This is a genomic window from Flavobacterium alkalisoli (genome assembly GCF_008000935.1).
Lineage (GTDB): Bacteria > Bacteroidota > Bacteroidia > Flavobacteriales > Flavobacteriaceae > Flavobacterium > Flavobacterium alkalisoli.
Genome location: NZ_CP042831.1, coordinates 1,973,318 through 1,987,002, shown reverse-complemented (window position 1 = coordinate 1,987,002; position 13,685 = coordinate 1,973,318). Strand labels below are relative to the sequence as shown.

Sequence of the window (13,685 nt, the reverse complement as noted above, 5' to 3'; positions counted from 1 at the left end):
ATGAAATCCATCGGGGGTTTCTTTTTCTACCTAAAAATATACATTAGAACAATCCCTCAATAGAAAGGTATCGCTCTCCCGTATCATAGTTAAAAGTAAGAACAGTTGCCCCATCGGGTATATCTGCCAGCTTTTTATTTACAGCTGCCAGAGAAGCACCAGTTGAGATTCCTACCAGTATACCTTCGGTTTTGGCAATGTTCCTTGCAAAATCAAAAGCCTCGTCCTTGCCTACAGTTATTACTCCGTCAATAAGGTCTTTTCTGTAAATAGACGGTACAAACCCCGCTCCTATTCCCTGTAGGGGATGCAATCCCGGATCTCCCCCGCTTAATACAGGCGAAGCCTCAGGCTCTACAGCAAACACCTTAAGGTTTGGGTATTTTTGTTTTAAGATATCAGCAACACCTGTTATGTGCCCACCTGTGCCAACCCCTGTTATAAGGTAATCAATTCCATCAGGGAAATCGGCAAGTATCTCCTGTGCAGTTGTTTTGCGGTGTACCTCAACATTGGCCTGATTATCAAACTGACTTGGTGACCAGGCATTAGGAGTAGACTCTGTTAACTCCCTTGCTTTTTCTATAGCTCCTTTCATTCCTTTCTCACGCGGGGTCAATTCAAATTCGGCTCCGTAAATAGACATAAGCTTTCTACGCTCCACACTCATAGATTCCGGCATAACCAAAATCAGCTTATACCCTTTAACGGCAGCTACAAAAGCCAGGCCTATACCCGTATTACCCGAAGTAGGTTCAATTATAACGCTGTCAGCCTTCAGGAGTCCTTTTGCTTCAGCATCTTCTATCATTGCCAGTGCAATCCTGTCTTTAATGCTGTTTGCCGGATTATTACGCTCCAACTTAATCCATACATTCTTTCCTTTAAAAAGTTTATTCAGTTTTACGTGGGGTGTGTTACCTATGGTTTCTAAGATGTTATTTACTTTCATATCGATGCGGTTTTATATTACAAAATTTAACGGTTCAGGAAATGTTTCCTTCGTTTTTATAGTTATTTCACTTTTATGATATACCAAAGAATGAGCCGGTATGGAATTAGTAATCCATACGTTACCTCCTATTACAGAATCGTCGCCCACAATGGTATTGCCTCCCAAAATGGTTGCGTTGGCATAAATGGTAACTCTGTTGCCTATGGTAGGATGGCGCTTAACAGAAGCTTCTTCTTTATGTACGCTTAAAGCCCCTAATGTTACTCCCTGATATATTTTTACGTCGTTGCCTATTACTGAGGTTTCCCCTATTACAATACCGGTTCCATGGTCTATAAAAAATCTGTCACCTATAGCTGCCCCGGGATGAATATCTATACCTGTCCTACCATGCACATATTCACTAATAAGCCTGGGCAGTACAGGTACATTATTAATCCATAATTCGTGAGCAATACGGTAAATGGCTATGGCAAAAAAACCGGGATAAGAAACCAACACTTCGGTTCTTGACTTAGCTGCAGGATCAAAAGCAAAAATAGCCTTAAGACTGTCTTCCATTTTTTCATGGAGTGTTACTATCTTATCTTTAAGATGAAGTAGCAACGGTTGAATTTTTTCTTCTTCCAGCCCGGAAAGGCATAGTAAATCAGATAGTAGTCCGTCGAGTTCCTGCTCCTTCTTTAAAAAGAAATCATAATCGGCATATTGCGGACCTATACAAAACAGCCACTGAAAAAATTCCTCTATCCAGTAACCTGTTTTCTGCTTATCGGGCAGCACACCCGATTTCAGATAATTTGCGGTATAAACGGGATGTTTCATAATAATGCTAAATATTTAAATAAAAAAAGCTCCTCGGGTTACGAGGAGCTCACTAACTGTTTACTGTTTAGGTTTGAACCTAATTTCCATGTACAGCAAGTGCTTCCTCGTTTAAAGAGAAACACATACACGCCATACACTTGTTTGTTAAAACTGCCATATATTCTTTTGTGCATAACAAATATAGTTATTTTTTTAATAGTCTACCAGTTTAGTAGATTTTTAAGATATTTTTTTATCACTAAGTTTTATACATTTGCAAACCACTATGCATATGAAGAAAATACTGGTAATAGATAACTACGACAGCTTTACTTACAACCTTGTACACTACCTGGAAAGCCTTAACTGTGAAGTTACTGTTTTAAGAAATGACGAACTCTCCTTAGATGACCCTGAGGATTTTGATAAGATATTGTTATCTCCCGGTCCCGGTGTGCCGGCCAATGCAGGGTTACTTGAAAGTGTAATAAAAAAATATGCCCCTTATAAAAGCATATTGGGTATTTGCTTAGGTCAACAGGCTATTGGCGAAGTTTTTGGCGGTAAGCTTATAAACCTCGATACTGTTTATCACGGCGTTGCAACTACTATCTCTATACTAGTTGACGATGAACCTTTATTTAAAGGCCTGGAAAAAGAAATAAGTGTGGGGCGCTACCATTCCTGGTGTGTGGCAAAAGAAAATTTCCCGGAAGTACTGGAAGTAACATCCGTAGACGATAATGGCGAAATAATGTCATTACGCCACAAAACATATAATGTAAGGGGGGTACAATTCCATCCGGAGTCTGTATTAACTCCAAACGGAAAAAAAATGCTGGAAAACTGGCTGGAAATCTAGAACGGTATTTGCCTTAATCTTATACTAAGTACAATTACAAAAATAAGTATACCAAGTCCAAATATTATTCTTCCGTGTCTTCTCTCCACTTCACTATAACTGAATACAGTTATGCCGTTTGGCATTTGTCGTTGAGAATTCCACATTAAAAAGCCAATAACAATACCGGCAACTCCTCCCATCAGGGCTAAAATGTAACCGCCCATGATGTGTAAAATCTGAGAAGATTCCGGCTTTGCAGTGTCTTTCTTTTTTTCTTCCCTTAGTCTGCTAATAGAATCACTGTCGGTAGGAAGTCCTTTTTCATTCAGTATCTTCTTAGCTAACAGATAATCAAAATCACTCCATACATCTTCGTTAAGAAGTACATCATAAAGTTGCTTTTGGCTGAAAGAATAAAGGCAGTAATCGCTGGTCACTTTTTCAATCATCTTCTCAGTGCTTTCTTTTACAAGTTGTGAAGCGCTATTATAATCGCTTGCCATAACCTTGATTTCAAATTCGCACTTCTCTGTAGAATGATTGTCGTTTAAAAAACTCCTGATGTTGTTTTTGCTCAGGAAACGTTTCATCTCTTTTGCCTGATCCAAATCGGGCATAGTTTTAAAGGTAGTAAATGTTTTTTCCATTGGTTTATAGTTGGGTGTCCTCCAAATATAGGAAAACACTTCTAAAAACCTAATTTACATATCAGATAACCAGCAAATTATAACAAAAAAATTACGAAATTTTAACAAGTCCTTTCTTTATGCGGGTTTCGGATAAGTTAATTTAACCAACAATATCATTTTAAACCCTTTAACACTTTTTTAATATTTAAAATAGTACTAAAATTAAAGTTTTAAAATTCTTAATAAAGGCTAATCATATATTCATCTAAAAAAATTCCTAATATGTAAATAGCAGACAAAAATATACCCAGGCAAAAAATTATAAGTCCGTGACTACGTGATTTTTGAGAATAAGTATAGATGACCCTTCTGTCAGGCAGCGTTGTTTTAGATTCCCATAACATATACCCTATAAGTATCCCTAAAAAACCTCCCATTAATACAAATACATAACCGGCAAAGATCCACGTTTTTTCATGAGGCTGAGGCTTTGTAAAATCTGCAATTCTTTGTTTCTTGAGGCTGTTTAATAAATCCTCATCTATTACCTTTCCCCTATCAGTTAAAAGTTTTCTGGCTAGAAGATAATCAAACTCATTCCATTCGTCCTGTTTGATTAAAACATCATATAACTCTTCATTAGTAAATGAAAACAGGTAATAATCCTTATCAACATCTCCCAGTGTCTCCTTAACCCTCTCTTCAACTAGTAAAGATGCCCTTTCAAAATCAACAGCTTTTATTTTAACCTCGTAATCCACAGGGATACCACCCCCAAAGCTATTATCAACCGAAGGCTTACCATCACTCACGAAACTTTCAATTCCATTTTGCTCTAAAAACTCTTTAAGCTCTTTGGCCTGTATTATATCCGGAAATTTTTTAAAAGTGGTAATCTTACTCATGGTTATTTTTTATAATAGTTATGGTTTGTTCTATCCAATCAGTATAAGGGCTAAGGATATAGTCAGGCTGTACACCAACTCCTTCATAGTTCAAATATCCTGAATATTCTTTATTATCAGCATAAAATTCAAAATTACCGCAGGCCAGTTGTGATTTCACCGACATATCTTTATTATAACCATAAGCCAAAACTCCACTGGTGGCCTCCCCCAAAATATAGACATTCTCCTTACCTTTAATATCGGCAACAAACCTTTCGGCCACATTCATCACTTCTGCATTAACCATTATATAAACCCTGTTCTTTTTAGAATATTTTTTTACAAATCGGGCAAGTGGATTATATAAATTATCCCTGCCATATCTGTCATTTCTTATATCTATTATAATATCAGGAGTAGTAACTGTTTTGTTTATTTCCGTTACAAAAGCAACAGTCTCTTCATCATATTTTTTTGCGACGCCAATTATCAGGCTCTGTATATTTTCTGCTTCCTCAACACGCATACCATATCCCTGTTGTCCGTAGTAATAGTTCTTATCGCTTTTAGACCATCTTGAAAAAACCAGCCTGCCATTTGAAAATCGTTCATGCTTTCTAAACTCATACGTATTATTAAAATCCAGAGCAGTAAGAATAAAATAATTATTTGGAGATTGTTCATGTAGTACAAAAAACAGGTTTCCCTTTTCCCAGTTAGCATGACCGGACTCTATTATAACACCAACAATACTGTCATTAGAACGATATACAGCAGCTTTTAATAAATTGTGTTCATATATCCCTTCAATATCAAATTCAGGTTTGTCTTTCAAAACCTCAACCAGCGAATCTAGATTAACATTAACAACAGGATTATACTTTTTATATTCACCATCATAAAAATGGGCATTTTTACCTGTAATAACCTCCTGTTCCATTTTACCCAGATTTTTAAAATCTTTTTGATAAACTCCCATATTACCATTAATTATAGGATAAAGCAATTTTGAGAGTATTACAAGACAGGGTAAAACCCCTTTCTGTTTCTCTGCTTCTTTTCTTAAAAACTCATAAGTACGCTTATACTCCTCATATTTTTTACCACCTAATTGAGTTTTATAGGATGTTAGTGTACGAACATTTGCATAAAGAGCGTCCAGTTCAGCTTCACAGGTACACGATTGGGAATAAGAAAAATATGATAGCAACAGAAAAAGAAATGTAAGGTGTTTTTTCATAATAAATGGTTTGTTTAACAAATATAACAGTATTTTTTTGTGCAGTGTCTTGCAATATTTTGCTTATTTTTACCCATTAGCAAATACACTTCAAATGCCTGATACCATTACTTTATTATCTGCCTTTATTATTGCCTTAGCTATAGGAGTTTACCTTGGCAAACTTATATTTTCATCAAAATCCGTTTCAGACAGAAAAGTACTGGAAGAGCGTAATAACAGCCTTACCTTAACTATAGAGCAACTTAAACAACAGGCCGTTAATGACAGAACCGGACTTGAAAAACAGATAATACAGACAATTGCAGAGCGTGACGATTTACGCACGGCAAAGGATGCCCTTACTGTACAGCTTACTAAAAAGGAAACTGATTTTGACAATCTGTTGGAACGTATGCGTGAACAGCGTCAGGAAACAGAAGAGCTAAGGGAAAAATTTACCAAAGAATTTGAAAATCTTGCCAATAAGATCCTGGAAGAGAAATCGACCAAGTTTACTGAACAGAATCGCGAAAACATGAAAAACATACTTTCTCCCCTGCAGGAAAAAATACACCTGTTTGAAAAGAAAGTTGAAGATACCCATAAGGAAAGTATAGATTATCATGCAGCATTACGCCAGCAGATATTAGGCCTTCGTGAAATGAACGAACAAATGAGCCGCGAAACCCTTAACCTTACCAAAGCCCTTAAAGGTGACAGTAAGATGCAGGGTAACTGGGGTGAGCTTATACTGGAACGTGTTCTGGAAAAATCGGGCCTTGAAAAAGGTCGTGAATATGAGGTACAGGTTAGCTATACTACCGAAGAAGGAAACCGTATACAACCCGATGTTGTAATTAACCTTCCGGATGGTAAAAAAATGATTGTGGACTCAAAGGTATCTTTAGTAGCTTATGAGCGTTATGTAAATGAAGAAGACGAGATTGCTAAAACACTCCATTTAAAAGAACACATAGGCTCCATAAAAAGACACGTAGATCAGCTTAGTGATAAAAACTATCATGACCTATACAAAATGGAAAGCCCTGATTTTGTATTGCTTTTCATACCTATAGAACCTGCTTTTGCCATTGCGCTTAACGAAGACGCTACACTTTACAATAAAGCTTTTGAACGCAATATTGTTATTGTAACCCCTAGTACTTTACTGGCTACGCTTCGCACTATAGACAGTATGTGGACAAACCAGAAGCAACAGGAAAATGCATATGAGATAGCCCGACAGGCAGGTGCTTTATATGACAAATTTGAAGGCTTTGTAGGCGACCTGATCATGGTAGGCAAAAGGATGGAAGAAGGTAAAAAAGCCTATGAAGGCGCCATGAATAAACTGGTTGACGGGCGCGGTAATATAATTACCAGTATAGAAAAACTTAAAAAGATGGGAGCAAAAGCCAAAAAATCGCTTCCTGACAATATAGTTAACAGGGCACTACTTTCCGGAGGCAGTGAAGAAGAAGATACAGACAACGAGTTACCTAACCTATAATACAACAAAAAATGACTGTAAGCGTACAAAAAGTAAGTGCATCAAAAGTTACAATATCTGAACTGATGCTTCCCTCCCATTCCAATTTCAGCGGAAAGATACACGGAGGTTATATACTTATGCTTATGGACCAGATTGCTTTTGCGTGCGCATCTAAATACTCAGGGTGCTATTGTGTAACGGCTTCTGTAGACACGGTAGATTTTTTAAACCCTATAGAGATAGGCGAACTTGTTACCATGAAAGCTTCGGTAAACTATGTAGGCAGCAGCTCTATGGTGGTAGGTATACGCGTTACTTCACAAAACATACAAACCGGCAAGGTAAAACACTGTAACTCTTCTTATTTTACAATGGTTGCCAAAGATGAAAACGGTAACAATGTAAAAGTACCTACACTTATACTTTCTAATCTGGAAGAAGTAAGGCGCTTTTATAATTCCGTAAGGCGTATTGCCTTAAAAAAAGAAAGGAATATGCATGAGGAAACATTTGACCACACAACTCCGGAGGCGTTAGAGGGCCTTAATCTTTATAACGTTAAACTAGACCTATAATACGATTCTTTTTATTTTTTATATATATTTGCTATCCTTTCACTATTTTTAAGGTAGCAAAAATGAGAAAATTTTACTTTTTATCGACCTTCGTTATACTTTTAGCAACAACCTCTATAGTTATATCATGCGGATCGGATGATAAGGAAAACTATACCGAAATTCCCGATGAATCTCCGGTAGTTTTAGACCTTGATGCCGTACCTTATCCTAAGTTATCAGATTATAACTTTTTTGAAGGTGAAATGAAAAACTTAGAGCCTGTTTTCAGGGTAATTCCATACGATTTAAACAGTACTCTTTTTACTGATTATGCAAAAAAGAAGAGATTTATATGGATGCCTGCAGGAGTAAAAGCTTCATATGAGTCTGACAGTTCACCACTTAACTTTCCTACAGGTACTGTACTGATAAAAAACTTTTATTACGACAATCTGTTACCGGACAATACTACTAAAATCATCGAAACACGATTAATGATTAAAAAAGCAGACGGCTGGATGTTTGCAAACTATGTATGGAATGATGAACAGACTGAAGCAGTTTACAATGTATTAGACGCAACACAACAATTAACATGGAATGAGAACGGTATAGAAAAAAGTACAGAGTATCAAATCCCTGCACTAGATCAATGTCTTACCTGCCATGGTTCAAATGAAGTAGCTACACCTATTGGCCCTAAGCCTCAAAACATCAACAAACTTTTTAATTATGGAGAGGGAACTCAAAATCAGCTCCAAAAGTGGATTAATACAGGATATCTTGAAAACAACCTTCCACAACAAATAGTATCTACTGTAGACTGGAAAGACACATCTCTTCCGTTAGACATTAGAGCAAAATCTTATCTTGACATTAATTGTGCGCATTGCCATACACCGGGAGGTTTTTGTGATTATACCGATATGAATTTTGCCTTTAATGCTTCAAACGACCTTACAAATCTAGGAAAGTGTATAGAACCGCAGGATTTTGTTGTAGGCAATGAGGTTTATTTACTTGCTCCGGGTAATAGTGATATTTCGCTGGTTTATACAAGAATGAAAAGCGAAAGCATGGAAATGAGAATGCCGTTATTGGGTAGAACAATACGTGATGAAGAGGGTGTAGAACTTATTAAAGCTTGGATTAATTCTATGCCAAGAGACTGCGAATAGTGTTTTACATATAACACTAAAAACCAAATACATAAGTTTTAACACACTTTTGTTTATCGGTTAGTGTTTTATTATATATTTGTTATTTTATTATAAAAATTGCTAATATAACTATATGAAAAAACACCTTATTATAAAGATATCTTTATATATATCTTTAATTACCGCTTTTTCCTCATGTGGAAAAGATGACTCGGAAGAATATTCCGAAGTACCAGATTCTTCTCCTGTTGTACTGGATCTTAATACAGTACCTTACCCTAAACTTTCCGACTATAATTTTTTTGAGGGTGATATTAAAAATCTTGAACCCGTAAAAGGAGTGTTGCCATATGATTTAAATAGTACCCTATTTACTGATTATGCCCACAAAAAAAGATTTGTATGGATGCCGGATAATGTAAAGGCGCAATACATCAGCGACAGCGAAGTACTTAACTTTCCTTCGGGGAGTGTACTCATCAAAAACTTTTACTATGACAATGTACTACCGGAAAATAAAACCAGAATAATTGAAACCCGACTTCTGATTAAAAAAGGAGAAAAATGGATTTTGGCCAATTATCTATGGAATGATGACCAAACCGAGGCAACTCTTAACATGAATGGTAGTTATACAAACATCTCATGGATGGAAAATGGTGAGAATAAAAGCACCAACTACAGAATTCCTTCTAAGGTAGAGTGCTATACTTGTCATAAGTCAGAACAGGACACAGTGCCTATAGGACCTAAACCACAAAACCTAAACAAGCTTTTTAATTATAGCGACGGCAGTAAAAACCAACTTACAAAATGGGCACAAGCCGGCTATTTACAAAACAATTTACCTGATAACATTATTACTACTATAGACTGGCAAGACGAAACTCAGCCTCTTGAACTGAGGGTTCGTTCATACCTCGACATTAACTGTGCCCATTGCCACCGCGAAGGGTCACATTGTGATTACCGACCAATAAGATTAGCATTTAATGAGACTACAAATCCTACCAACTTAGGGATATGTGTAGAGCCTGAAGAATTTATAAATAACTCTTTAACTCACATTATTACCAAGGGGAATTCTGAACGTTCTGAAATGTATTACAGATTAAACTCTGTAACAGAAAACGAAAGGATGCCTTTACTAGGCAGGACTATAAAACATCAGGAAGCGCTGGATCTTTTTAAAGAATGGATTAACAGCATGGAAGAACCATGCCCTTAGACCAAAAATCAAATCAACTAAACTATGCTTAAAAGAATTACATTACTATTAGCTTTATCGGGCTGCTGTATCCTGCATGCCCAGCAAAGCTGCGACCAGGCAGTTCCTATTGGCGAAGGCCAATATAATGCAACATTTACTACAGGAAGCGAAGTTCCTGTAAACTGCTTAGAAGACGGATCCCCTACTATGGGTATTTGGTATAGCTATACCGGGACAGAAGACCACAACGTTATCATATCTACCAATATCGCTGGTCAACCAAATCATGACACCAGGGTCATGGTATATTCCGGCGAGTGCGGTAGCTTAAACTGTATTGCAAGTGATGACGACAACGGAGGAAGCCTTACATCTCTTGTTGTTTTTAGTGCTGTTGCCGAAGAAACTTATTACATCGCTTTTGACAACAGATGGGAAGAAAATGACTTTATTTTCACTGTTACGGAAACCGTTTTCCAGTTACCTATGTTCGCAACACAAAACATAAGTTTAGATGGCGATTACAAAATATGCGTTACCGACCTTAACGGTGATTATCTTGATGACATAGTAGCACCTTCTAACGGAACTGTACATGTACTTTATCAAAACCAGGATGGTTCCGGATTTACCAGTGCAGCACTTACAGCTCCCAATACACAGTTTATGCCAGGCTGGAGCATGGCTGCGGGCGACTTTGATAAAAATGGTTATAACGACCTCCTTTATGGCAATACTTATGGAGCAACAATTATGCTCGCTAATGAAGACGGCACCGCTTTCTCCGATATAATCGAGTCTCCGTCAAATTTTTCTTTATTCTCTCAAAGAACAAATTTTGTAGACATCAATAACGACGGTAATCTGGATGCCTTTGTTTGTCATGATATTGCTCCTAATGTCTATTTCCTTAATGATGGCGAAGGTGGTTATGAATTTATTCAGGGAGGCCTTGGTGATTATTCGGAAGGAGGAAATTACGGTTCTATTTGGGTAGATTATGATAATGACGGCGATCAGGATCTCTTTATTGCAAAATGCAGAGGTGGTGGAGACCTGGCAGCCATGAACGAACTCCACCGCAATGATGGAAATATGACTTTTACTACAGTAGCCAGTGCCACAACTAACGAATCTAACATGGCAGATATGGTACAAACATGGTCATCTGCATGGGGAGATTATGATAATGACGGATATATGGATGCATTTGTAGGTGCCAGTTCATTTGCTAGCGGACATCATAAACTTATGCATAATAATGGAGACGGCACTTTTACAGATGTTACGGCAGGAACCGGCTTTGAAACATTTAACGGTATGACACACGACCATTTTGCTCATGACTTTAATAATGATGGTTTTATTGACGTTTTTGGAGGAAGTAACACCATAATGCTAAACAATGGTGACATGACTTTTTCTCCTATGATAGTTCCTGGCGGCAGCGGCCCTATAGGTGACTTAAATAATGACGGATTCCTGGATATTTATAATGGAAATAAAATTCTGTTTAACAACGGTAATGATAATAACTGGATGAAAATTACCCTTGAAGGTAACGAAAGTAACCGAAACGGTATAGGCGCCAGAGTTGAGATACATGCTACAGGAGGAACATGGACACAACAGATACGTGATGTTAGAAGTGGTGACAGTTTTGAATACATGAGTTCACTTAACGTACATTTTGGTTTAGGGCAAACAGAAACCGTAGACCAACTGGTTATAAAATGGCCATCAGGTTTGATAGATGTAATAAACAATCCTACTATTAACCAGACAACTCATGTTACGGAAGGAGAGACATTAGGAACGCTACAAACGCAAAAAATATCTCTCACTCTTTACCCTAACCCTGCAAAAAGCTATATAAAAGCAGATATGCAGAATAATGAAATTGTTAGCGCTACCATTTATAGCCTTAACGGAAAAGTTGTGAGCACAATACAGGTAACCGATAATACGATTCCTGTAGAGAACCTGGCACAAGGTACTTATGGCATTATACTTAAAGACAATACCGGGAAATATTTTACAACTAAAATTATTAAAGAATAATCAACTAAGAGAATACCTGTTAGTCTTTTATTTGAGTAATAACACAAAAGCCTGTTCGATATCGAACAGGCTTTTTCACACACACACTTGCTTTATTAAAGAAAAACTGATGTTTATTGTTTAACTACAGATATTGTTTTTGTTTGCCCTGCTACAGTAACTTTTACTAAATAAGTGCCTGCATTGTAATCCTGAAAATAAATTTTGCTGTTAGAGTTACCGGCATTTGAAGCCTGCATCATAAGTTTACCGCTCATATCATACACAGCGATATTATCAATAACATCCGCTGCATTAATTGTTAGTATATCTGTTGTAGGGTTTGGAAAATATTCAAAAGAAACTTTGCTTACATCTTCCACGCCCAATACTTCCTCCACTGTAATTGTACCCTGCATACTGGCATGAAAACTACATCTGTACGGATTATTTCCCACTTCGGTAAAAGTATGAGAATAGGTTTGGCCAATACCAGTAATTGTACCACTATCAAAACTCTCAGCACTACCCGCCTGAGAAGTTACGGTATGAGGAGTACTGTCACTCCAGGTCCACTCTACTGTGTCACCCTGGTCTATAGTTAATGTAGCATCGTTACTAGGAATGCCCATAGCCCAATTGGTAATGTGATGGGTTGTTTGAGCCATAAGGCTAAACGTTCCCATTAATGCTGATAATAGTAATAATTTTTTCATAAGCTTTCGTTTTTGGCTTAGTTAAAGTTTGTGATTATACATTACAAAGTAACTTTATAAAAACCTAAAACTTATACCCTATTTAGTATAGGGCATAGCTTACTTAGTATTTTGCAGTTTTGAATTAGTATTTGTTTAATTCGGCTGTTTTATGCGCATTTATCTTATCAAGATGCAATATGGTTGTAGTATTATCTTCGTTCTCGTTATACATTATCTCAAACTTAGCCCCATATTCAATCTCATCAAACAAATAGGAAGTAGTTGTGGCAACAGTAGAACTGAAAAGGTCATCAAATGCTTTTATATATACTATAATTTCACCTTCGGTATTTTCAAAATCTTCTTTTGTAAAGCCGTAAAAGGGACTGTCTTCTGTAATAGGATGTACAAGTGTCCAGCTTAATGTAAGTGAATTTATTTTTTGCAGCTCAAGATTCAGCGTATAAAATTTGGTAACCATATGTCCGTTTTCATAAATGCTCATACCAAGGGTCATACGTGCTTCAGCATCTATCAGGTTGGTATTTTTATAAGGAGCAAGCCTAATCATAAAAGCATTGATATCCTTATAGGGAGCAACAACCCCATTCTTTGAGAACTTCAAAAAAGCCTTAGGACGGCTAAAACGCCCATAAAACAAACCTGTAGCTATAGCAAAGCTTAAAAGTCCTGTAAGGGCTTCTGTAGCCGCCAGGGCACTTGTAAAAAAACCATTAGGACTAATATGTCCGTATCCAACTGTAGTAAATGTTTGTGCGCTAAAAAAATAGGCCTTACCAAACTTAACCCATTCAGAGCCATAATTTCCAACCCCATCTAAATACTCCAAACCTATCAGGTAGTACAAGGCCGCAAAAATGAAATTAATCCCAGCATAAAAAGTAAAAAGTACTGCAATAAACTTCCAGGCCGGCATATTAAGCATCATATGATACCAGCTTATACGGCTTAAGAATGGTATTCCCTGCTTCTCTATATTGGCAGTACCGTCTTTATTTATAAAACGGCCTCCATAAGTAGAAGGGTTTGTACTGAAACCGGTATTACTGTCGGTCTTTGCTTTGGTGTTTATTATTCCTTTAAAAACATTCATTGATTGATGGTAATTGATTCATCAAATATAAAAAATTTAAACCGCTCCTTACCACAATAAAAAATCCTGC

At 36.9% G+C, this 13,685-nt stretch carries 13 protein-coding genes; 6 read left to right on the top strand and 7 right to left on the bottom strand.

Annotated elements, in window-relative coordinates:
- Positions 1–43: 43 nt before the first annotated feature.
- Together cysK and epsC are read right to left on the bottom strand one after the other, a co-directional pair.
- Positions 44–952: a cysteine synthase A gene (gene cysK / locus FUA48_RS09075; RefSeq protein ID WP_147583233.1), complete on the bottom strand. Its 909-nt coding sequence runs from the start codon at positions 950–952 to the stop codon at positions 44–46.
- A gap of 12 nt (positions 953–964) precedes the next feature.
- Positions 965–1,780, bottom strand: coding sequence for a serine O-acetyltransferase EpsC (epsC, locus tag FUA48_RS09070; protein WP_147583232.1), 816 nt, complete (start codon positions 1,778–1,780; stop codon positions 965–967).
- A 274-nt stretch (positions 1,781–2,054) separates the two neighbouring features.
- Here epsC and FUA48_RS09065 point away from each other — a divergent pair, with 274 nt between their 5' ends.
- Positions 2,055–2,624 (top strand): anthranilate synthase component II, encoded by a 570-nt coding sequence (locus tag FUA48_RS09065; RefSeq protein ID WP_147583231.1) that lies wholly within the window; start codon positions 2,055–2,057, stop codon positions 2,622–2,624.
- On the opposite strand, the gene FUA48_RS09060 is transcribed toward FUA48_RS09065, so the two are convergent.
- The 3 genes from FUA48_RS09060 to FUA48_RS09050 all read right to left on the bottom strand — a co-directional run bounded on the left by FUA48_RS09060 (position 2,621) and on the right by FUA48_RS09050 (position 5,362).
- Positions 2,621–3,253: a hypothetical protein gene (locus tag FUA48_RS09060; RefSeq protein ID WP_147583230.1), complete on the bottom strand. Its 633-nt coding sequence runs from the start codon at positions 3,251–3,253 to the stop codon at positions 2,621–2,623. The genes FUA48_RS09065 and FUA48_RS09060 overlap by 4 nt on opposite strands.
- 221 nt (positions 3,254–3,474) lie before the next feature.
- On the bottom strand, positions 3,475–4,140 hold the full coding sequence (locus tag FUA48_RS09055; RefSeq protein ID WP_147583229.1) for a DUF2007 domain-containing protein: 666 nt from the start codon (positions 4,138–4,140) through the stop codon (positions 3,475–3,477).
- Positions 4,133–5,362 (bottom strand): hypothetical protein, encoded by a 1,230-nt coding sequence (locus FUA48_RS09050; protein ID WP_147583228.1) that lies wholly within the window; start codon positions 5,360–5,362, stop codon positions 4,133–4,135. The genes FUA48_RS09055 and FUA48_RS09050 overlap by 8 nt, the downstream gene beginning before the upstream one ends.
- Before the next feature lie 94 nt (positions 5,363–5,456).
- On the opposite strand from FUA48_RS09050, the gene rmuC reads away from it, so the two are divergent.
- From rmuC to FUA48_RS09025, 5 genes are all read left to right on the top strand, one after another.
- On the top strand, positions 5,457–6,854 hold the full coding sequence (gene rmuC / locus FUA48_RS09045; RefSeq protein ID WP_147583227.1) for a DNA recombination protein RmuC: 1,398 nt from the start codon (positions 5,457–5,459) through the stop codon (positions 6,852–6,854).
- 11 nt (positions 6,855–6,865) lie between these two features.
- Positions 6,866–7,411 (top strand): acyl-CoA thioesterase, encoded by a 546-nt coding sequence (locus tag FUA48_RS09040; protein ID WP_147583226.1) that lies wholly within the window; start codon positions 6,866–6,868, stop codon positions 7,409–7,411.
- Between the two features lie 62 nt (positions 7,412–7,473).
- Complete coding sequence (locus FUA48_RS09035; RefSeq protein WP_147583225.1) at positions 7,474–8,571, top strand: hypothetical protein; 1,098 nt, start codon at positions 7,474–7,476, stop codon at positions 8,569–8,571.
- A 115-nt stretch (positions 8,572–8,686) separates the two neighbouring features.
- On the top strand, positions 8,687–9,781 hold the full coding sequence (locus FUA48_RS09030; protein WP_147583224.1) for a hypothetical protein: 1,095 nt from the start codon (positions 8,687–8,689) through the stop codon (positions 9,779–9,781).
- Positions 9,782–9,805: 24 nt separating this feature from the next.
- Complete coding sequence (locus FUA48_RS09025; protein WP_147583223.1) at positions 9,806–11,824, top strand: FG-GAP-like repeat-containing protein; 2,019 nt, start codon at positions 9,806–9,808, stop codon at positions 11,822–11,824.
- A gap of 113 nt (positions 11,825–11,937) precedes the next feature.
- Here the strand turns inward: FUA48_RS09025 and FUA48_RS09020 are convergent, their stop codons facing one another.
- Together FUA48_RS09020 and FUA48_RS09015 are read right to left on the bottom strand one after the other, a co-directional pair.
- Positions 11,938–12,519, bottom strand: a complete 582-nt coding sequence (locus FUA48_RS09020) for a T9SS type A sorting domain-containing protein (RefSeq protein ID WP_147583222.1) — start codon at positions 12,517–12,519, stop codon at positions 11,938–11,940.
- 124 nt (positions 12,520–12,643) lie between these two features.
- Positions 12,644–13,615: an ion channel gene (locus tag FUA48_RS09015; protein ID WP_147583221.1), complete on the bottom strand. Its 972-nt coding sequence runs from the start codon at positions 13,613–13,615 to the stop codon at positions 12,644–12,646.
- Positions 13,616–13,685: the final 70 nt, after the last annotated feature.